The sequence below is a fragment of the Fimbriimonadaceae bacterium genome, assembly GCA_019638775.1.
In the GTDB taxonomy this organism is placed as follows: domain Bacteria; phylum Armatimonadota; class Fimbriimonadia; order Fimbriimonadales; family Fimbriimonadaceae; genus JAHBTD01.
Genome location: JAHBTD010000002.1, coordinates 94,829 through 114,450, shown reverse-complemented (window position 1 = coordinate 114,450; position 19,622 = coordinate 94,829). Strand labels below are relative to the sequence as shown.

General features: G+C 55.5%; 18 protein-coding genes. 8 read left to right on the top strand and 10 right to left on the bottom strand.

Annotated elements, in window-relative coordinates:
• Positions 1-184: 184 nt before the first annotated feature.
• The 5 genes from KF784_06740 to KF784_06720 are packed head-to-tail and all read left to right on the top strand — an operon-like array spanning position 185 to position 5,575.
• Entirely contained in the window at positions 185-1,129 is a 945-nt protein-coding gene (locus KF784_06740; GenBank protein MBX3118745.1) for a hypothetical protein, read from the top strand.
• The gene (locus KF784_06735; protein ID MBX3118744.1) at positions 1,071-2,033 is read left to right on the top strand and encodes a DUF4129 domain-containing protein; all 963 of its coding nucleotides are present in this window, start codon (positions 1,071-1,073) and stop codon (positions 2,031-2,033) included. Before KF784_06740 ends, KF784_06735 begins: the two co-directional genes overlap by 59 nt.
• Positions 2,030-3,277, top strand: coding sequence for a hypothetical protein (locus tag KF784_06730; GenBank protein ID MBX3118743.1), 1,248 nt, complete (start codon positions 2,030-2,032; stop codon positions 3,275-3,277). Before KF784_06735 ends, KF784_06730 begins: the two co-directional genes overlap by 4 nt.
• Before the next feature lie 46 nt (positions 3,278-3,323).
• Positions 3,324-3,701: a hypothetical protein gene (locus tag KF784_06725; GenBank protein MBX3118742.1), complete on the top strand. Its 378-nt coding sequence runs from the start codon at positions 3,324-3,326 to the stop codon at positions 3,699-3,701.
• 14 nt (positions 3,702-3,715) lie between these two features.
• Positions 3,716-5,575 carry a hypothetical protein gene (locus tag KF784_06720; protein ID MBX3118741.1) on the top strand — a complete coding sequence of 620 codons (1,860 nt, stop codon included), beginning with the start codon at positions 3,716-3,718 and terminating at the stop codon, positions 5,573-5,575.
• Between the two features lie 75 nt (positions 5,576-5,650).
• Here the strand turns inward: KF784_06720 and rsmG are convergent, their stop codons facing one another.
• Positions 5,651-6,328, bottom strand: coding sequence for a 16S rRNA (guanine(527)-N(7))-methyltransferase RsmG (rsmG, locus tag KF784_06715; protein MBX3118740.1), 678 nt, complete (start codon positions 6,326-6,328; stop codon positions 5,651-5,653).
• Between the two features lie 40 nt (positions 6,329-6,368).
• Between rsmG and KF784_06710 the strand changes: the two genes are divergently transcribed.
• On the top strand, positions 6,369-6,929 hold the full coding sequence (locus tag KF784_06710) for a hypothetical protein (GenBank protein MBX3118739.1): 561 nt from the start codon (positions 6,369-6,371) through the stop codon (positions 6,927-6,929).
• Here the strand turns inward: KF784_06710 and xylB are convergent.
• On the bottom strand, positions 6,926-8,344 hold the full coding sequence (xylB, locus tag KF784_06705) for a xylulokinase (protein MBX3118738.1): 1,419 nt from the start codon (positions 8,342-8,344) through the stop codon (positions 6,926-6,928). The two genes, KF784_06710 and xylB, sit on opposite strands and share 4 nt — an antisense overlap.
• Positions 8,345-8,463: 119 nt before the next feature.
• Here xylB and KF784_06700 point away from each other — a divergent pair, with 119 nt between their 5' ends.
• Positions 8,464-9,372, top strand: coding sequence for a hypothetical protein (locus KF784_06700; protein MBX3118737.1), 909 nt, complete (start codon positions 8,464-8,466; stop codon positions 9,370-9,372).
• Between the two features lie 14 nt (positions 9,373-9,386).
• Here KF784_06700 and KF784_06695 read toward each other — a convergent pair whose 3' ends face one another.
• Genes KF784_06695 through murA form a run of 3 tightly spaced genes read right to left on the bottom strand, consistent with a single transcriptional unit; the run spans position 9,387 to position 11,881 of the window.
• Positions 9,387-9,563, bottom strand: a complete 177-nt coding sequence (locus KF784_06695; protein ID MBX3118736.1) for a type II toxin-antitoxin system HicB family antitoxin — start codon at positions 9,561-9,563, stop codon at positions 9,387-9,389.
• A 24-nt stretch (positions 9,564-9,587) separates the two neighbouring features.
• Entirely contained in the window at positions 9,588-10,598 is a 1,011-nt protein-coding gene (locus KF784_06690; GenBank protein ID MBX3118735.1) for a rod shape-determining protein, read from the bottom strand.
• Positions 10,595-11,881, bottom strand: coding sequence for a UDP-N-acetylglucosamine 1-carboxyvinyltransferase (murA, locus tag KF784_06685; GenBank protein ID MBX3118734.1), 1,287 nt, complete (start codon positions 11,879-11,881; stop codon positions 10,595-10,597). Before murA ends, KF784_06690 begins: the two co-directional genes overlap by 4 nt.
• A gap of 233 nt (positions 11,882-12,114) precedes the next feature.
• Between murA and KF784_06680 the strand changes: the two genes are divergently transcribed.
• Positions 12,115-13,572, top strand: coding sequence for a hypothetical protein (locus KF784_06680; protein MBX3118733.1), 1,458 nt, complete (start codon positions 12,115-12,117; stop codon positions 13,570-13,572).
• Positions 13,573-13,634: 62 nt separating this feature from the next.
• Here the strand turns inward: KF784_06680 and murG are convergent, their stop codons facing one another.
• Genes murG through KF784_06655 form a run of 5 tightly spaced genes read right to left on the bottom strand, consistent with a single transcriptional unit; the run spans position 13,635 to position 19,566 of the window.
• Complete coding sequence (gene murG, locus KF784_06675) at positions 13,635-14,714, bottom strand: undecaprenyldiphospho-muramoylpentapeptide beta-N-acetylglucosaminyltransferase (GenBank protein MBX3118732.1); 1,080 nt, start codon at positions 14,712-14,714, stop codon at positions 13,635-13,637.
• On the bottom strand, positions 14,650-15,927 hold the full coding sequence (locus KF784_06670; protein ID MBX3118731.1) for an FtsW/RodA/SpoVE family cell cycle protein: 1,278 nt from the start codon (positions 15,925-15,927) through the stop codon (positions 14,650-14,652). Before KF784_06670 ends, murG begins: the two co-directional genes overlap by 65 nt.
• Positions 15,924-17,270, bottom strand: a complete 1,347-nt coding sequence (murD, locus tag KF784_06665) for a UDP-N-acetylmuramoyl-L-alanine--D-glutamate ligase (GenBank protein ID MBX3118730.1) — start codon at positions 17,268-17,270, stop codon at positions 15,924-15,926. The genes KF784_06670 and murD overlap by 4 nt, the downstream gene beginning before the upstream one ends.
• Positions 17,267-18,211, bottom strand: a complete 945-nt coding sequence (locus KF784_06660; GenBank protein ID MBX3118729.1) for a hypothetical protein — start codon at positions 18,209-18,211, stop codon at positions 17,267-17,269. Before KF784_06660 ends, murD begins: the two co-directional genes overlap by 4 nt.
• Positions 18,196-19,566 (bottom strand): UDP-N-acetylmuramoyl-tripeptide--D-alanyl-D-alanine ligase, encoded by a 1,371-nt coding sequence (locus tag KF784_06655; GenBank protein MBX3118728.1) that lies wholly within the window; start codon positions 19,564-19,566, stop codon positions 18,196-18,198. Before KF784_06655 ends, KF784_06660 begins: the two co-directional genes overlap by 16 nt.
• Positions 19,567-19,622 lie beyond the last annotated feature (56 nt).

Sequence of the window (19,622 nt, the reverse complement as noted above, 5' to 3'; positions counted from 1 at the left end):
GTTGGGCACGACCTTCAAGGACGAACAATAAAACCTTAGCGTTCCCAATCGCTAAGAAGTCCCAAAATCCGCTAAACTCTCGATTGTGACGAGCAACCCGCTCACCCGTTACCTGCAGTCCAGGACGTCTCGCCTAGAAAAGCGAGCACGCCTGAGGCCAATGAATTCAAGCGAGGTGATGGATATGGCGATGCGGGTTTATCAAAACCTTGGCCGAAACATCCTGCAAATGACTGCGGTTTCAACGCTGTTTTGCCTTGCTGCATTTGCGTTCGTCTTCTTCTACGCCCTGCCCGGATTAACCACCACTCAGGCTGGGGACAACATTAATGCCCAGGTCGGCGAGGCGTTTGTCACACTTCTCATGGCGGTTGGGATTGGCGCACCCTTGCTTGTGTTTGGGGTGACGTACTCAAGCCTCGTGATCGTGCAGCTCGTGTCCGACTTCATGCTGGGAAACATTCCCAACGCGCAGACCATTCGCGAAACGGCACGAAGGATCCTGCCGCGAATGTTTGGTGTAGTTTTCTTTGAAACCATCCTTTGCTTTGGTGCGCTCATCTTATCGGGGCTATTCATGATGATGAGCGCGATGGTTGCCACGAATACCGAAGAATCCAATTTGACGGCTGGCTTTATCTCCTTGTTGACGATTTTCGCGCTCATTATCGGCTTGTTGGCGTTGCCATTCGTGGCGGGCCGACACGCACTCACCATTCCGATTGCCGTGATGGAAGGGCTGTCTCCCTGGAAAGCCTCTAAGCGAAGCGTTCAGTTGATGAAGGGATCGGCCTACGTTCCCTCCGGCTACAACACGATCTTGCCGCTTTACATCTTGATGAGCTTTTTGCTGCTCATTCTGTTCCTTGGCTATAGCGCCTTAGCGTCGCTTGTCCCGGCAGGAGAAGCATTCTTAAACGCCGAGGCTGGAAGCGCGGTGGGCGCTGTGTTTTCTCAGGCCACGGGTTTGATACCGCTCTACCTTGCCTTATGGACGCTGATACCGGTTTGGTGCACCACGACCACGGTGCTCTACTACGAACGACGAATTCGATGGGAGGGATTTGACATTGAAGCGTTGGCCCAAGATGTTTGGCGCGCCGATCGTCGCAGTCGTTTTGAGCTTTAGCCTGTGCGCCGTTGCATTTGGACAGGATGCATATCAAAAGGCGATCGACAAAGCTAAAGTTGCCAAGACTGCGGACGACTACGACGCGATATACACGGACCTTAACAGCGCCAAGCTCGTCGATGAAAGCCTGGAGTACTACTTTCAGGACGCCATCGACGGCGACAGCGAGCCCGATGACAAAACGAGAGAAGGGCTGATCGAGCGTCTGGAGCTGCGCCAAAAACTTGCACAGAAGCCGCAAGAGTCAAAGGATTCGCCAAAAGAGCAGGCATCGACGATCAAGAAAAACCCACTTTATAAGGACTCCGGACTTCAAGACAGCTCTAACTGGATGGGCAAGGCATTCGAGCGGATTGCCGACCTGTTTCGCAGACGTCCCCAAGCAAACATCAACGCTCCAAATGTCAATACGGGGGGCTTAGGCGATCTCGGGCGGCTCCTCATCTATTTGGTCATCGGCATCCTCGCCGCCATACTTCTCTACTTCATCGCGCTTGCGTTGCGACATGCACGCTGGAAGTCCGGGCTCAAGCGAAAGGCGAAGGCCATGCTTGAAGACGACGAGCCGGAAAGAACTCTGGACGAGTGGCTTCAACAAGCCGACGAACTTGCTGCACAAGGTCGTTATCGTGAGGCCGTTCGCGCGCTTTATCTTGCCAGCCTGCTCAAATTTGACGAGTACGGTGTGGCTCGGTTTGAGCGTGGAGAGACGAACTGGGAGCACCTAGCGCGCATCCGCAAGAGCCCACGACTCCCATCAGGACTCGATTTTGAACCTGCAACAAGGAAGTTTGACCAAGTTTGGTATGGGTTCCGAGTAGACGGACTCATTGACGTTGGCCACTTTCGGGCTTGGTATCAGGACATCACGCAAAAGCTGGAGGCTTCAAAGGCAGCATGAAGAAACAGCGAAACTGGATGGGGTATGCGTGGACCATGCTTGGCCTGTTGGTCATCACGGCGGTTCTGATGAGCTTGGGAAAGCAAGACAACGACTCTTTCCCAAGTGCATCGTCGTACACACCAAGCGGAGTGCGGGCTTTTCGTGAGCTGCTTGAGAGCCAAGGCTACGATGTTCACGTCGAAACAACCAACCTCGCCAAGCCGGACCCAGAGGCACTCTACATCGCTTTCCTCGTCCAAGACAGCATCTCCATACTTGACGACTCATCGCTGCTCGATCCGCCCAAGAAGATCGTCGACGCCGAAGACGGCTCAGGCGATGAAAGGGCAAGATACGCTACGGAAGATTGGGAGGAGAGGCGCAAAGAAAAAGTCCGTCCACTCGTGCCCGTCGTGAAATCTGGCGCGAATGTGCTGCTCGTGTGGCTGCCGCGAGGGTTCCACTCCGCAAGTCGGATGGGGCTTGAGGGCCCGACCAAGATTAAGGCGATGAACGGCACGACTTACTTGGTTTCCTCCACCAAGAGCGACTATGGCCCCTATCCCGCTGGCATGGATGCAGACGACGCCATCAAGATTTGGACGAACCCGCTAACCGAAAACCCGTACGCCACAATGGGCAAACTCGGACAATCGACGATCGTCGAGGCGTACGACGGCTTGGCATTCACAAACCGATTCATCGACTCGCAGGACAACGCAAAGTACGTTCTCAGTCTGGTGGCCAATGGAGCGCTGAAGAGCAAAAAGATTATCTTCCTGGAAGCTACAATCGGCAACGCCACCGACCCGAGCATCTTCGCAATGATCGGTCCCTGGGCAGCGGGTATCTGGACACAGATCGTCTTTCTCTTTATTCTGCTTATCGTCTTTGGAGCGGTGCGATTTGGCCTCGCCGAGGAGCGCCGTACCAGACAGTCCGGCACAAGGGAGTTGGTCGATGCACTTGGGGAGACCTACGCACGGGCAAAGGCCAACCACATTGGACTCACCGCGATCTACGAAGAGTACGACCGCCAGGTCCGATCAAAGCTCAAGCTGCCGTCCGAGGCAGGCCCCGCCGAACGCAATAAGCTCATTCCAGACTCATTAGCGAAGGCGTTTGCCACGGTACAGGCTATGTGCAAGGAGCGCGGACCAGAGCACGAGAGCGTCAATGCCGCGAAGGTCTTGCAACGCGAAGTCGAGGATTTTCTTGGACGAATGCCAAAGCAGCCGTTGAGAAAGCGGAAACGAAGCTGACGACCCTGGCCCGACAATCGAAGCCCAAAATCAGTATAGTAAGAGTATGTTGAGGAAGCTTGGACTCGTTCTTGTACTGCTCGCCACAATCGGCATGAGCGCGGCTTTTGCACAAAAGACAGAAAACGCAAAGCCCACGAAAGAGGAGGTCGCCAAAGTTGCGAAGTACTTTGCGACCGTGAAGCAGACCTACTACAAAAACCCCAAATCTGCATCGGCGATAAAAGAGCTTGCCGAGACGGGCAACACCTACGCTGAGATGATCATGAAGGCGGATTGGATCGAGCCAAAACAGATGTATCCGCATGCCTTGAAGATTTTCCGTGTGGTTAAGCAGGCCGACCCCAAAAACGAAAAGGCTACAAGGTGGATAAAGACGATTGAAGACATTTACCGTAGCATGGGCCGCCCAATTCCGAAGTAAGCTCGCACAACCCTTTGAACGAACAGACGGCGGCATGTAGACGGTTTGCGCTCCTTCTGAGCGGCATTGCGGCAGCGCTTAGCTTGCTGCCGTTTTTGTATGGGTTGGTCCAGCAGCCTGCCGGAACCGAGTACTTAGGGTTCCAGTTCAACACAGATGACCATATGGTCTACTCAGCCTGGATGCACCAGGCGATGGATGGTCATTTCTTGATGGACAACCGTTTTGCCGTCGACGACCAACCGGGTCTAACCGTCCACCTTCTCTTTTTTGTCCTTGGGCTGTTCGCAAAAATCGTCGGCATACCGTGGGCATGCGCCATCGCAAAGGCGCTTTTTAGTGGGCTGGCGGTTTGGCTATTGTACGGGCTCGTCTCCCGCATCTCCGAGAACGGATACTTCATCAAACTCACGCTCTTTATCACCGTGTTTGGAGCGGGGGTCGGCTATGCGATCTGGCACAACTTCGGGTCGGCGATCGTGCGCCCCGAGGGCTCACCGCTTGCAGGATTCCTCCTCAGCAAACTCCCAAGCGACGTTTGGCAGCCCGAGGGATTTGTCTTCCCGTCGATGTTGACCAACGCCCTCTTTATGGCCAGTCTATGCTTGATCCTAGCGGTTCTCCACGCTGTTTTAGCTTCAAGCGAGAGTTGGAAACCCGCGATATGGGGGTCTGTGTGCTTTGGGCTGTTGATGAATATTCACAGCTACGACGTACTGCTCGTTTTCTTTGTGCTGATTACCTTTGCACTCATGCTCCTGGCTCAAAAGCAACTCACTGGCATTTGGGCGCTAAGAGTCTTTGTGATCGGTCTTGGCGCGATTCCGGCGGCCCTATGGTTTATGCACGTTCTGCAAAACGATGCCGTGTTTCAAGCTCGTGCCGCGACTGGGACATACACCCAGAACTTTCGCCAAATCCTGCTTGGGTACTTGCCGCTTGTAGCGCTGTCTCTCGTCGCGTTTTTCAAAGGCGACGGTGAAGAGGAGAGCCCGGGGATGAAGCGCAAAGCCGGATTTACTCTGATCGTCGTCGGACTTGTGATCCTGATTGTGGCCTCAGGGAGCCACCTCAAAGACGAGTATTGGATGGGATGGCCCGCCTTCGCCATCACCCTCATCGGAGCGATTGCTGCTTGCGTGTTGCTCTCCGGCAAGAATCGCGTGTGGAATCTGATGACGGCTTGGGCAGTCGTGGGGCTTGTCGCACCCTACTTCCCGGCTTTATTCCAACGCAAGCTTACGATGGGACTGAGCGTTCCCTGGGGCATTCTGGCTGGCTACGGTCTGTACATTCTCCTCAAGGATCGCGACAAAGGCATTCGTAACATGCTCGGAAGCTTAGGGATTGTCGCTGTCTGCGCATCTTCGGTACTGTGGCTTCAGCGCGAGATGCTCTACATCAGGAATGATGTGTCCCGAACTACCCTTCAACCGGTCTACCTGACGCCTGATGCGCAGCGAATCATTAAGCTCCTTGATGAAGATAAAGCGTCTCGGAAGATCGTGCTTGCGATGCCGGGCATCTATCTCTCCGGTGAGAAACCCGACTCTTTTGGCATCGTCTATCTCCCGGACCTCAACCCAGTCTTAAGCGGATTTGCGGGAGCTTATTCGTACGCTGGGCACTGGAGCGAAACGCCAGATTACGGTTTGAGACGCAGCGAAGCCACTGCGTTTTTCCTGAGCCAAACGCCGGAGAACCTTCGCACCGAGATTCTGAACAACAGTCGTGCAAACTACATCGTGGCGCCCGTGCCCGATGCATTCCCCGACTTCAACCGACTCACCAACGCAAACCTCGCGAGCGTTAAGGAGTTTGGAGAGGTTGTCTATGAGGGAAGCCAGCTTTGCTTGATCCGGGTCCGGAAGTGAGTGTGGCTATCAGCTATCAACTATCAGCTATCAGCTATCAGCTATCAGCTATCGGCGATCAGTAATCTCCAGCCCTCACCCGATTGGCTTGTTTCGGATCTCGGCCCATTTGCGCGGGAAGTTCTTGGGTGTCGGGGAAACTTTGCGATAGATCGGAAACACGCGTGACGCATCGATAACCGGGAGGACTCTGGTCTCCGAACGCTCAAACTTCAGCCCAACTCGTTCGGGATTGAGTGATGAGATGGTTTCCATGTCCGATTCCGTCCTCATCGGAATCACGACTCCACCGACGCGGCAAGAAGCAGCGCTAAGCTCAAGCTGGATCGGCAGCGGTGCGAGGGCGCGCCCGGTCACAACATCAAATGCCTCGCGGACATCCCAATCCTCTGCCCTCGCTTCGACGATAGTCAGATTCGGCAGCGGCTGAGAGCGCAGAAAGCCCAACATCTTCCCTGAGGAGTCCAGCCCTGTGACCCTTAGATCGGGACGCACGAGGGCAAGTGGCCAAGCTGGAAAGCCGGGACCAGTGCCAATATCAAGGACGGAACTTGCTTCTGGGATGAGGTCATGGAATAGGACGCTATCCAAAAAGTGACGAAGACCGAACTCTTCCTCAGAGATGCGCGTCAGGTTGGAATAAGCGTTCACTCGATAAAGTTCTTCGGCAAATCGCTCAAGATGCATCCTTTGATCCGCATCGAGCGTAATGGAAAGAGCGGAAAGCCATGAATCTAACCGAAGGTCGAGCACCGACGTATGATGGCACGAAGAGGGCAGTAAACTAAGGGCAATGAAAACGAGGGCAAGCATTCTGGTGTTAATCGCGGCTTTGGCGATGCTCCTGACCTGTGTGGCAGGGAGTCAGGGCACGCTTGGTGATTCACCCACCAAGGTGGTAAAGACCACCGATGCTCCTGTGACCCACCGGGAAGCCTCAACCATCATCGCACGAATGGAAAGTGTGATCCGCCGGGTCATCCATAACTCCTCGGTCAAAGGAACCTCGAAGATCGCTGCCGACGACCAAGCCGTTCAACGAACAGAACTATTGAAAGAGCTGAACCGACTGTTTGAAATTTGTCGGCCCAAGTTCAAATTTACGCCCGACATGACAGCCTATGACCCCAAAGAGTTCACGCTTGGGAACGACGCCAATATCAAGGCCGTCGCGGGCAAGCTGGTCAACTGGGGTGCGGTCGGCAAGGTTGCACCGCTGGTGTCAGGTTCAAAGCCCACACTCACCGTTGCTGAGTTTGGCGATGCCGTTGGCTTCTTCCTGTTGAGGATGAGTGAGCTCACGCACACACCAAGCACCAAATTCTCACCGGCAATGATGGGCGACGGCAGCTAGCCTTTCATCCAGGGCTTCAAAGTTCGATAGAGTTCTTTGTAGCTTCGGTATGCCTGAGAATAGTCTTCTCCACTCGGTTCAAACCGATCCGTAATCTGTACGACTTCCTTACAGGCCTGCGCCACATTCGGCCAAAGGCCAATCCCCACTCCAGCAAGAATTGCTGCGCCAAACGCCGGGCCTTCGTCAACCGCGACTCGGACGCATGGTTTCTGAAAGACATCGGCGAGGAGCTGCATCCAAAAGCTGCTTCTTGCTCCACCGCCAATTACTCTCAATATATCTGCGTTCGCGCCTAGCTTCTGCAAAGCCTCGAAGCCTTCGAGCAGGCCAAAACTGACGCCTTCGAATAAAGCCCGAGCCATATCCTCTTGCCCTGATCCAACTCGCAGCCCAGAGAATGAGCCCGTCGCAGATGGGTCATTGTGCGGACATCTCTCTCCCGTTAGATAAGGCAAGAAGCGAACTCCGTTCGCTCCGACGTTCGAGCGCATCGCCGACTCGGTGATCTTGTCGTAACTGGTCTCTCTTGCGATGGTGTCGCGGAACCAACGAACGGCTCCCCCACAGCTTAGCATCACCCCCATGGCGTGCCATTCTCGGTTCGCGTGAGCAAAAGTATGCGATGCTCCCTCAGGGTCGTATTCAGGCCTCTTGAGGCTTGTAAACACAACACCGCTTGTGCCCAAGCTCAGACTGATTACGCCTGGCGCTACGGCACCAGTCCCAACCGCTCCCGCAGCCTGATCGCCCCCGCCGGCAATGACAGCTATACCGTCAGCCGTCATCGCGGTGATTTCGTCAGATTCATAAACTTGGGGAAATAGGCCATCTTCAAGGTCGAGCGCCTTCGCCATCTCATGCGACCACGTTCGATTAACGACATCAAAGAGCCCCACTCCGCTCGCGTCGCTGACATCGGTGGCTTTCTTGCCCGTTAACATCAATCGAACGTAATCTTTGGGCAGCAATGCGGAGCGAAGGCGACTGAAACTCTCCGGTTCGTTCTTACGCAGCCATAGAATCTTCGGGGCTTGAAATCCAGTAAGCGGAGGGTTGCAAGTGATCTCCCTAACCCTCTGCTTTCCAACCCGAGCATCGATCTCCTCACACTCGGCGATTGTTCGCTGATCATTCCAAAGTATCGCCGGGCGGATGACCGCATCTTGAGCGTCGAGAAACACAGCCCCGTGCATCTGTCCCGTCAGTCCGATTGCATCCGGTTTGTCGCCAATTCCAGCGATGACCTCCTGCGTCGCTGCCCACCAATCTTCGGGGTTCTGTTCCGACCATCCTGGCTGGGGAATCGAGATCGGATATTCGGCGCTGGCCTGCTTCAGAACCTTGCCGTGTTCATCAATGAGAACGGCTTTCGTCCCAGATGTGCCAATGTCGATCCCGAGAAGCTTGGGCATGGAGTGGAGTGTACTTGGGGAAACGGTGGCTAGGATTTCGGAATTTTTGATATTCCTACGGCTAGCTCCCTACACCTAGCTGCCTGCTACCACCTCGCTGAATACTCCACAATACTCCCATGATCAAGGCCGTCCTCGACGTGGGCTCAAACTCCGTTTTGCTGACCGTGATGGAGCACACGACCGCAGGCTGGCGACCCATTTGCGAGACTTCCGAGGTGACTGCGCTCGGGGAGGGCACCAAAAAATCCGGGGTTCTCAGCGAACCAGCGATGCAACGAACTCTTGCCGCGATCAAGAGGGGTTGGGAAAAGGCAAGCGAGCTGGGAGCAGAAAGCATCGTCGTTGCGGCAACAATGGCGGCTCGGATCGCCACCAACGCGCCCGAGTTCCTATCTCGTGGACAGGCGCAAGGAACACCGATCAAAGTGCTGTCGGGAGATGAGGAGGCAGAGCTTGGATTCCTTGCCGTTGCCAACGATCCGCTGTTCAAAGATGCACAGCGCATCAGCATCATCGACCCGGGCGGACATTCCACCGAACTTGTCACAGCCGACCGCGTTGCTGGAGGCTGGGAAACGGGCTTCCGTCGAAGCTATCCCGTTGGGACATTAGCCATGCTCAGCGGTGTTTTCTCTGAGGAATGCCCAGACGGCCTTGCCCAGATGCGCGCCTCAAAAGAGATCGATGAAACCATCGGGCTGTGTTACCTGCCCCATCAGCATGGGACTGTCGTCACGCTCGGGGCAACCGGCACAAATCTCATCACCATCCGGGAGCGAATGCCCGAGTGGAACCCAGAGAAAGTGCATGGCGCAAGGCTCGATTACGAAGAGATCAGCCGGGCGGTGAGCTGGCTATCGGAGATGCCGATCTCAGAAAGGGAGGAGATCGTCGGGATGGAGCCTGGACGGGAGAAGACGCTGCACGCGGGGGCATTGATCCTGGAGCGATTCTTGTTTGCGGTACGGGCCGAGAGCTGCTTTGTGAGCGTGCGAGGATGGCGGCATGCGATGATTGAGGGATAGGAATAGATTCTGGCTTAGTTGGCAAACGTCCGCTCACGACGGTACAAGGTCAGTTCATTCATCGCATCCAGAACCATCTCACGCGCCTCTTCAACCGTCTCACCCTGAGAAACCGCACCGGGCACTTCAGGGATAGACGCGACCCAGCCACCCTCTTCGGCCTTCTCAAAGATAATCGTAATCTCGTCCATTTACGGCTTTATCTGACGCCAGTTTTAGATCGTGGAGACCGCGCCCGACTGCTTAATATCCTCAAGCCCTTCAAGCGCGCGACCCGTGCCGATCGCCACACAGTTCAGCGCATTCTCCGCAACCCGGACCGGGATGTCGGTAACGCTCATCAGCAGACGGTCAAGCCCCCGCAAGAGCGCTCCGCCGCCGGTAAGAGTGATACCTCGCTCGATAATGTCCGACGCCAATTCGGGAGGAGTCACTTCCAGCGCCTGGCAAAGCTTCTCGGCGATGGCGCGTACCGGCTCCATGAGCGCGTCGCGCACTTCTTCGCTAGTCACTTCTACGGTCTTCGGAAGGCCAGCAACCATGTCTCGACCTCGAATCTCAATCTTCAGTTCCTGCTCCAAGGGATAAGCGGACCCGATCTTGATCTTGATCTCCTCGGCGGTGGGTTCCCCGATCATCAAGTTGTAGGCGCTGCGGACGTGACGGATGATCGCTTCATCCATTTTATTTCCGCCCACTCGGAGACTCTGAGAAAGCACGATTCCACCAAGGCTGATAACGGCGATATCGGTGGTCCCACCCCCGATGTCCACAACCATATTGCCACCTGGCGTGTCGATAGGTAAACCGGCTCCAATCGCGGCGGCCATCGGCTCCTCGATGGTCATGGCTTCGCCTGCGCCTGCTTCCTTGGCGGCAAGGATAACAGCGCGGCGTTCGACATTGGTGACTCCGCTTGGAACGCAAATGAGTACTCGGGGTTTGAACCAGGGTCGCTTGCCACACACCTTCTTGAGGATGTATTCAAGCATCTTCAAGGTGACTGTGTAATCGGCGATAACTCCGTCTTTCAGCGGTCGAATCGCTTGAATGTTCCCAGGAGTGCGCCCGAGCATTTCCCGCGCTTCATTGCCAACGGCAAGCACCTTGCCATGAGAGTTGATCGCAACAACCGTCGGTTCGTTCAGGACAACGCCTCGCCCACGACGGAATACAAGTAGATTCGCCGTGCCAAGATCGATCCCGATTTCAGTCACGAATTTCAACCCTTGGCCAACGACTCCTTTGCGGGCGCTTTGTTGTCTTCAACGCGCTCGATCTTCGCTCCAAGTCCGGTCAAATTGTGCTCAAGGTTCTCATAGCCACGGTCGATAAAGTGGACATTGCTGACATAGGTTTCACCCTCTGCAGCAAGTCCGGCAAGAACAAGAGCAGCTCCCGCCCGAAGATCGCTAGCCTGTACTTGTGCTCCTTGTAGACGCGGAACACCTTGGATCACCGAAGTCCGACCGCTTTCAACCCGAACGTTCGCGCCCATGCGGTTGAGTTCGGCGACGTGCCCGATTCGGCTTTCATAGATCGTCTCTTCGATCGTGCTCACACCATCGGCAAGGGCAAGAACTGCCGCGACCGGTTGTTGAATGTCGGTCGGGAAACCAGGCCAAGGCATGGTTCGAATGCGGATGCCACGCAAGCGGTTCTTTGCCGAAACAGTAACGGCATCAGGACCCTCGTTGACTTCGGCTCCAGCCTCTCGAAGTTTGCTCACGACCGGGCTTTGGCTGTCGGGTGTGATTCCTGTAACGGTTACTTCTCCACCCGTGATCGCTCCCGCGAGCAGGTAGGTTCCGGCCTGAATGCGGTCGCTCGGTACTCTGAACTCGCACGGGTCGAGGCTTTCTTTCCCAATAATCACGATCTCGCCCGTTCCCGCCCCTTCGATCTTTGCCCCCATCCGGCAAAGGAAGTCGGCGAGAGCGGTGACCTCTGGCTCCATCGCAGCGTTTTTGATGACGGTCATGCCTTTCGCAAGCACTGCTGTCGTCATCAAGTGTTGGGTTGCCCCAGCGCTGGGAAAGTCGAGATAGATTTCGGTGCCGCGAAGCTCTTTGGCTTCAGCGATGTACATGCCATCGCGCAGCTCGATCTTTGCCCCCATGAGGCTCAACCCTTTAAGGTGGTAGTCGACGGGTCTTGCACCGATCTTGCAGCCACCGGAGGCCGGTATTCGCAGCTTCCCTACTCGGGCCAACAGCGGTCCGAGCATGTAGAACGAAGTACGTATCTTGCGGAAGCTCTCTTCGCTTGGGTCACCAGCGTGAATGTTCGAGCAGTCGATAAACAGCGAACCTTCGCGCCATTCAACGCTTGCTCCAAAACTTTCGATAATAGAAGACTTCGTGCGGGTATCAGAAACGTTCGGGACGTTGTGGAGGACGGTCGTGCCTTCGGTAAGAACGACAGCGGACAGAATCGCGAGCGCCGAGTTCTTGCTTCCGGGAACTTCAATCGTCCCGTGCAAAGGCCTTCCCCCCTCTATATGTAACATGCTCAATTCACCCCTCCTTCCTTGGTAGGTTCAAGCAAGCTCATTTTAACCTTACTACGCAGCAAGTGCCAAGTTTACCGGACTGAATTGTCACGAATTCTTACAAATACGCCTTCTGGGCATGACAATCGTGACCTGGTGAAGTTACCAGGGAACAGTTTGGGACATACAAAGGTCGTAGTCGTAATGTTGCAATCTTGCCGGCATTCCGGCGATTGAGAGGACGGCAAAACATGAAACGACTGCTGCAAACACTGTTGGGGATTTCGCTCTTGGCGGCCATCGCCTCTGCGGATACGGACAGTTTCACATTCAAAAACAACACGGGACAAGATGCAAATGACCTTCACATCGAATGGTCGAGAGGCGTCAAAGTTACCAAGAACGACAAGTTCGGCAAGTACACCGATACTGAAAAGAGCAGAAGCGATTTCAGCAAGGGCGAAGTCAAGAATGGGGATTCTTGCGAAGTCACGGTGACCTACGACGGCACTGACCCCAAAGTCAAATCATTCTATTGGACCAAGGACGGCAAGAACATTGGCAATGGATCACTCAAGAACGACATGTCTGGTGTCAGCATGTCCTCCACTGACGGGCTGACAACAGTCACTCTTTCGACAGCGGCAGGAACGATTCGGACCTATCTGCCACAAGATATTCGAGCAGGCGACACCATCTCCGGGACCGTCATCATGACCCCGGATCCGACGAACCAGAACCCCGGCTCCACCCTGACCGGAACGGTCGTTGAGCTTGGCAATTCCAAACACAACTCGAAGAACACTACCCTCATTGCGGGGATTGGCGCCGTCGCGCTGACCCAACTCATCTTCAGAGATTCTGGGGGCAATAAGATTGGCAGCTGCGAGATTCCGATCGGCAACTCCAACCTCCCGCCAATCGACCCTTCAAAGATCATCATTGGGCAATCGGGGCATCCCCTTACGGTTCCCTTCAATGGTGATCCATCCAAACCCATCACCGCGAGCGTCGGCAACACTCAGGTTCCCGTTCTCGCAGGCACACCTCGAAATCTGGTCCTTGGAACGCCCAATGGCGTCACTGGACTGGTTGACATTAACATCAATTGCGATGGAGAGACGACAGACCTTAAGGCAGGGATGATCAACCTCAAGCTCAGTGCACCGAAGACGACGCTGATGAAGGGCGAGCAGACACAGTTGCACGTCGAAGTGTCAGGCCTGCAGGGCCTTCCTGAGAGCGCTTTTCCAATCCCGATTCGGATTGAGAACACGACGCCGAGCATCGTCAGAATCGCAGACTCCACCGACCCAACCGTCGTTTACCTACAGTTCAATCGAGCCGACATGAACGCAAATGGAGTTGCCGAGAAAGTCGTGATGCTGCAGTCCGAAATGACGGGTGCATTCTTACTGAATGGATCGGTTGAGAAAGGAAAGTGCGGCGCGACACGAACGATCTTGAAGATCGAAAAGCTCGCCAAGGGCGGCAACGAAAAGGATGGTTACACAGTGATCGTCCGCCGCGACACATGGATCGGCACCTGTCGATTGGACAAAGGCCACGGCGGATCCCATACCTATTCTTGGAAAAAGGACAAGGGTGGCGAGGACGAAGTCTCCACCTTCAAGACAAAGAAGGAGCGCGACGACTTCTACAAGTCAATGGAAGAAGCAAAAGCCAAGATCGAAGCTGAGATGAAATAACGGTCAGCTATCAGCTATCAGCCATCGGCGATCGATACGCCGGTGGCTGTTTGCTGTTATCCCTACGATGCACCGGCTGCCCGGACAAACTCCATGATCTGATCGGCCGCATTGGGAGAATCCCATTCGGCGAGCGATTTTGCTGCCGCTTCACATCGGGAAGGGTCCTCAATCCACTCCAAGATAGCGGATTCCATCTGCCCCGGAGTCAGGCCCTCTTGGTCAATCACCGTTGCCGCTCCCAGCTCTTCAAACTCGGCGGCATTTAATGCCTGATGATTGGCAAAAGCAAACGGGTAGGGCACAACGACGGAAGGTAGGCGAAACGTAGCCAGCTCAGAGAGCATTCCCGCCCCCGAACGCCCAACCACAAGGGTTGACCGTCCATAAGCTGCTGCCATGTCGTCGGCCTCAAGATAAGCTTTCACGTCGTAACAGTATTTGAGACCCAGCTTCTCAAAGGTCAGAAAGACTGCTTCGAAATGCTGCTTACCGGTGACGTGAAGCCAGTTGATCGGTCGGCCCACAAGTCGTGTGGCAACCGCTAGCACAGCCTCGTTCACCGGTTGAGCCCCTTGCGATCCACCGACAATTAATATAAGCGGCATCAGGTCCTTCTCGCGTGGACCTTCGGCAACATCCCTTAAGGTCTGGCGCACTGGCATCCCCGTACGAACCGTGCGGCAATCCTCAAAATACGCCTCCGATGAATGGAAGGTAAGGCAGACCATGTCGGCCCGCTTGGCGAACATCAGGTTCGAGCGCCCAGGGACGCTGTTTTGCTCGTGCAGAACCGTGGGAATTCCCAGCGCCTGCGCCGCGCTTACCACAGGACCCGCCGCATATCCGCCCGTTGAAAACACCGCGTCGGGGTCAAGCCTCTTCAGCGCTCGTTTGGCCTGCTGACGTGCTCGCAAAAGCGCTGATAACCCCTTCCAGCCCCGCAGAGTTTTTAGGGAGTACAAGGGTTGTGATCCGTAGCCGCGGAATGTGATGCCCGCCTTGTGACAGGCCGAACCCTCCTGACCTCGATTAGAGCCGAGATAAAGAAGATCTGCGCCTTCGGCCTTGGCGACCCTAGCGACTTCGAGCGCCGGAAAGACGTGTCCGCCCGTCCCCCCGCCCGTCACGACCAGCTTCAAATGATTCCTCCTCCTGAACCTGAACTACTGCCATATGGGGCGCAAGAACGGCCTGACAAATCCCCAATGCAAGCCACAGGGCAACAAGGCTGGAGCCGCCGTAGCTGACAAACGGCAACGGAATGCCGATGGGCGGCAAAGTACCGTTCGCCATCATGAGGTTGGTAACCGCCTGAACTCCGATCCATGATCCAATGCCGAGGAGCACCATGCTACCAAACTTGGTGGTCGCATAACGTGCTAGATACAACAGACGGATCGTAATCGCCGCAAGCACCGAAGCCACGGCGAGCCAGCCCAAAAGCCCAAGCTCTTCGGCGACGGTGGCGCTGATAAAGTCGGTTGTAGCGGCTGGCAGAACGTGCTTCGCGCGACCGTTGCCAATGCCTTGTCCAATCACACCGCCACTCGCCATCGCCAACTCGGACTGCACGGTCTGATAGGCGATGCCGTCTACGTTGTGCTGTTCCCAGCGATGGAAGTGATTGGCAATTCGATCGAGGCGATACGACTCCATCCGGATGACAGCGACACCCAGAACGGCAATCACAATGGTGCCAAAAACCAGAGATTTTCGCGTAATCCCTCCCACCGCGAACATGACATAGCCGACAAACCCGATTACAGCGGCTGTGCCAAGGTCAGGTTCAATAGCGATAAGGCCAAATGCAAGACCCACCCAAAGTGCAGGCAAAAGCCGTTTGAATTTGGGAATCGCTACGCTGTCCAGATACAAAGATGTAGTCTTGGGGCGCTTGAATTTTGATGGCCATGACTTGCGTGTCGCCAGAATTCCTGCCAAGAAGAGAACGACAAGAACCTTCGCAAACTCGGCAGGCTGGATCATAAACTGCTTGTAGCCAATCCACCGATGCGCGCCGTTTAACTCCTTTCCGATACCGGGAATCATCACCGCTGCAAGGGCCGCCACGCACAGCCACCATAGCGGCTTGGACCATCGCAACCACTTCTCTTGAGCCTGAACCGCGGCCCACTTCCAAACAGCAAGTCCGGCGATCAGGAATAAACCCTGCATGACGAACTCCCTTGTAATGGGGCCACGGCCTGACGAAATCGAACGGGGATAGCCTGCGTTGAAGATGAAGAACAGACCGATCAGGCTGGCAAGAACTGCGAGCCAAAACAACATCGGATCAAAACCGCGAACGCGCCGCTTCCAAAAATATGGCTTCCGTGCCAAAGCTTCCTTCATTTTTTCAGCCACTCCTTGGCTAACTCTCTAAAGCGATCTCCGCGTGCGCGAAAATCTTCAAACTGGTCCATGCTAGCCACTCCAGGGGCCAACATCACGGCTTCGCCAGGCTGTGCATCCTGCACCGCCGCAGCAAAAGCTTCTTCAATACTCTTATAGACGTCGCAATCGCCCCCTAGTTGCGCGGCAATCTCGGTGGCGTCTTGCCCATAAAGATAAGCATGATGCTTGCTGGTCCTCAAATAGTCGCCCACAGGCGTAAAGTCCAGCCCTTTATTCACGCCGCCCATCAGAATTCGCTGAGGTCGCCTCACGCTTTGGCTGCTCGCAATCACCGCCCCTGGATTGGTACACATCGAGTTATTGACAAACAGGATTTCACGCGCCTCGCCAATCCACTCCATCCGGTGGCTCAAACCCTTGAAGCTCTTGAGGCTTTCGAGCCCTTTTTCCAGATCGCCTCTCTCCAGCTTTCCGATGACCCCCGCGATCAAGAGCCCTGCAAACATGGCATTGAGGTTATTGTGATCCTCTCCAAACGGGAGTTCGGGCTTGCTCAGTTCACAACCCAAGATCACGAGAGCTTCCGACGTCTCAAAAGCATCGTTCCACGCCCGTCGATACTTCAGAATTCGAAGACCTTGATCTTTCGGGGGTTCCACTATCGAGTCGGAAGAGTGCCACACCGCGACATCGCTGTCGTGCATCGCCTTAAAAATGTTGCGCTTGGTTTGGGCGTACTCGTCAAACCCGCCCGGGTAGCGGTTGAGATGGTCGGGTGTGATGTTCGTGATCCCCGCGGCCACCGGTCGGAACTGGCTGACCCATTCCAGTTGAAAACTGCTGATTTCGGCGACGAGGAGTTGGTTCTGAGTGGAGTTCGCGGCAGCTTCGGTGAGGGGCTGCTCGCTGTACCCCGAGCCATAAATATTTCCACACAGCACGGAATCGAATCCAGCCCCGAGAGCGATCTGGTGGGCCATCACTGTCGATGTGCTTTTGCCATTGGTGCCGGTGATGGCGACGATGGGGGCCTTGCTGATGCGATAGGCAAATTCGATCTCTCCAATCACTTCCAGGCCTGCCGCTACGGCCTCCTGAAGCTTGGGGTGATAGTATGGAACACCCGGACTCGTTATCAGTAACTCTAAGCCGTAATCTTGAAAACTGCCTTTCCAGCCCGCTTCTACCTCTGCGCCGATATGTGCAAGTTCATCAGCAATAGACTGTGTTTTCTCACTTAATGGCTTCTCATCAAAGACAATAGGTTTATGCCCAGATTTGACGGCTGCCTTGGCTGAGCTAACCCCAGATCTCCCGAGACCAAAGATGCCAACCTTCAAGGATTACTCCTTGCCGTAAGAATCCATGTCATCGAAGCGGCTACGCCAAGAGCTTGTACCAGCAAAAATACGAAAAGAATGCGCGATTCTGGCCAACCTTTGTGCTCGAATGTGTGATGAATCGGGGTCCGGATGGGCAGCCTCTTCTTAAAAACCTTTACAGACAGGATTTGGACAGGAACCGGTACAAGTTCAGCGATCATCACAAAACCCAGACATATCCAAGCAATCCATAGATACGTTAAGCTATATCCCGTCCAAGTTGTAGAACAAAGCACTCCGAAGCAATAGCCCAAAACGGCTCCGATCGGCAGTGAACCGACATCCCCCATGAACACTTTTGCTGGGGGAGCGTTCAAGAATTGAAAAGGAATGGTAGCCCCAAGCAATGCCCCAGCAACCGGAACCAAAACATCCGCGCCAACTCCAAGCAGATAGGCGGCCCCAAGCAGCCCCAGGCTCAGCAAACTGATGAGCCCCCCCGCCAATGCGTCCAGGCCGTCGGCAAAGTTGTAGGCATTTGCCATGAAGAGGATCATAAACCCAACAATCCCCTTTTGAATCCAATCGCCCTCGGGCCAGCCAAGCTGCACGACTGCAGCCGTCGAGAGGATCTGCATCAGCAGCTTTTGAGTCCAGCCGAGGCCGCGTTTCCCGGGCATGAGCCTTGGTACAACGAAATCGTCGATGAAGCCTATAGCTGCAAAACTGAGGATGCAGACCGTCACCGCCCAATTCCCCGTCCAAGTGGCGTAGACAAGGCCAGGCAATATGATGAGCCCACCCATCGTTGGCGTGCCCTGCTTGGCCTGATGGCTCTCGCCAAGATGCTTGCTGATGGTTTGGCGAGCCTTCATTGCTAACAACAGCTTGAAAATCGGGTACGCCAAGGCCCCGCTCACCAACACAGCACGCCAAAAAGCACCTAAGAACGCTTCCATTCACCCACCCCTAAATCCACCAATGCACGTTCCAACTCTACTCCTCGGCTTGCCTTGAGCAACACCGTGTCTCCGGCGGGCAGTGACTTCAGATAACTCACGACATCATCCATCTTCTCCGCCCAAACGGCTCCGCTTAATCCAGACTGCTGTGCTGCCTCGTAAGCTTCGTGGCAATCTCCGCCTTCGAGGAAAAGCGCGCTATTGGGCTTGGCATCGGCGATCATCTGACCAACTTGTTTATGCGCCGCAATCGAAAAATCTCCAAGCTCGCGCATCTGCCCCATCACGACGTGCTTTTTGCCTTGACTCGGGACGGCGTTCAGCGTTTCTAAAGCGACTGAGAAGCTATCCGGCGATGCGTTGTATGCGTCAAAAACGATCGTTAGCCCGTTGTGATTGAGGGCCTGCATCCTTCCGCTGGGGAGCTGGGTGTCTTTGAGGGCGTGGGCCGCGTCGCTCAAGGGGACCCCGCACTCGACCGCGATCAGCAAAGCCAATGCTGCGTTCAGGGCCATGTGCCGTCCCACCACCGGGATTTCAACATCGACATCCCGCCCGCCGCAGCGATTATGGCACCTTGCGCTCGACCAGGATTCCACTCGGTAATCCAGCACGCGGCTATCGGCAGCCTCGGAAAAGCCGAACGTGGCGAACTGCCCCTTGGCACGCTCACGAAGCTGCTCAATAAAATCATCTTCGGCCCATGCGATACTGAGGCCGTCGTCGGGGAGCGCGTCGTAAATCTCGGTCTTGGCCTGCACGATCCCCTCGCGCGAACCCACCATCTCGACATGGGCATGTCCGATCATCGTGATTGCGGCGATGGTAGGCTGGTGGAAAGAGGCAAGGTGGGCGATCTGTCCAAACCCGCGCATCCCCATCTCGGCCACGACCGCGCACTCGCTGCCGTCCATCTCCGGCCAGAGCAGAGGCCCGGTCCATTCGGAGTTGCGGTTGCCCTGGGTCTTTGCGACCTTGCCCAGCGGGCTTAGCGCGGCGGCGATGAACTCCTTGGCGCTGGTCTTGCCCACGCTTCCCGTCACCCCGATCACCGGACCCTCGTACTCGCTTCGGAAACTCCGGGCCATGTCGGCAAGGGCGTTAGCGACGCTTGGAACGAGGATGTGGGGGCCGTCGACGTGCCTCTCCACCAAGGCGACGGTGGCCCCGTTCGCGAAGGCGGAAGCGGCAAAGTCGTGCCCGTCAACGTTCTCGCCCTTGATGGCGATGAAGAGATCACCGGGCTTGACTTCCCGGTTGTCGGTGGCAAATCCGGTGACCTGAGTTTGGCTGGGGATGTCGACGGGCGTGCCGATCATCCGGGAGCAGAGGTCAAGCGCGAGGCGGTTCATTTTGCACCTCGCGAAATGCCTTCGAGAGAATCCCTTCCCCCTGCGAAGCGAGGGGG

Coding starts and splice junctions, on each gene's coding strand:
- KF784_06740 (MBX3118745.1), top strand. CDS start 185: ATGGCGATGCGGGTTTATCAAAACCTTGGCCGAAACATCCTGCAAATG.
- KF784_06730 (MBX3118743.1), top strand. CDS start 2,030: ATGAAGAAACAGCGAAACTGGATGGGGTATGCGTGGACCATGCTTGGC.
- KF784_06725 (MBX3118742.1), top strand. CDS start 3,324: ATGTTGAGGAAGCTTGGACTCGTTCTTGTACTGCTCGCCACAATCGGC.
- KF784_06710 (MBX3118739.1), top strand. CDS start 6,369: ATGAAAACGAGGGCAAGCATTCTGGTGTTAATCGCGGCTTTGGCGATG.
- xylB (MBX3118738.1), bottom strand. CDS start 8,344: ATGCCCAAGCTTCTCGGGATCGACATTGGCACATCTGGGACGAAAGCC.
- KF784_06700 (MBX3118737.1), top strand. CDS start 8,464: ATGATCAAGGCCGTCCTCGACGTGGGCTCAAACTCCGTTTTGCTGACC.
- KF784_06695 (MBX3118736.1), bottom strand. CDS start 9,563: ATGGACGAGATTACGATTATCTTTGAGAAGGCCGAAGAGGGTGGCTGG.
- murA (MBX3118734.1), bottom strand. CDS start 11,881: ATGTTACATATAGAGGGGGGAAGGCCTTTGCACGGGACGATTGAAGTT.
- KF784_06680 (MBX3118733.1), top strand. CDS start 12,115: ATGAAACGACTGCTGCAAACACTGTTGGGGATTTCGCTCTTGGCGGCC.
- KF784_06670 (MBX3118731.1), bottom strand. CDS start 15,927: ATGAAGGAAGCTTTGGCACGGAAGCCATATTTTTGGAAGCGGCGCGTT.
- KF784_06660 (MBX3118729.1), bottom strand. CDS start 18,211: ATGGAAGCGTTCTTAGGTGCTTTTTGGCGTGCTGTGTTGGTGAGCGGG.
- KF784_06655 (MBX3118728.1), bottom strand. CDS start 19,566: ATGAACCGCCTCGCGCTTGACCTCTGCTCCCGGATGATCGGCACGCCC.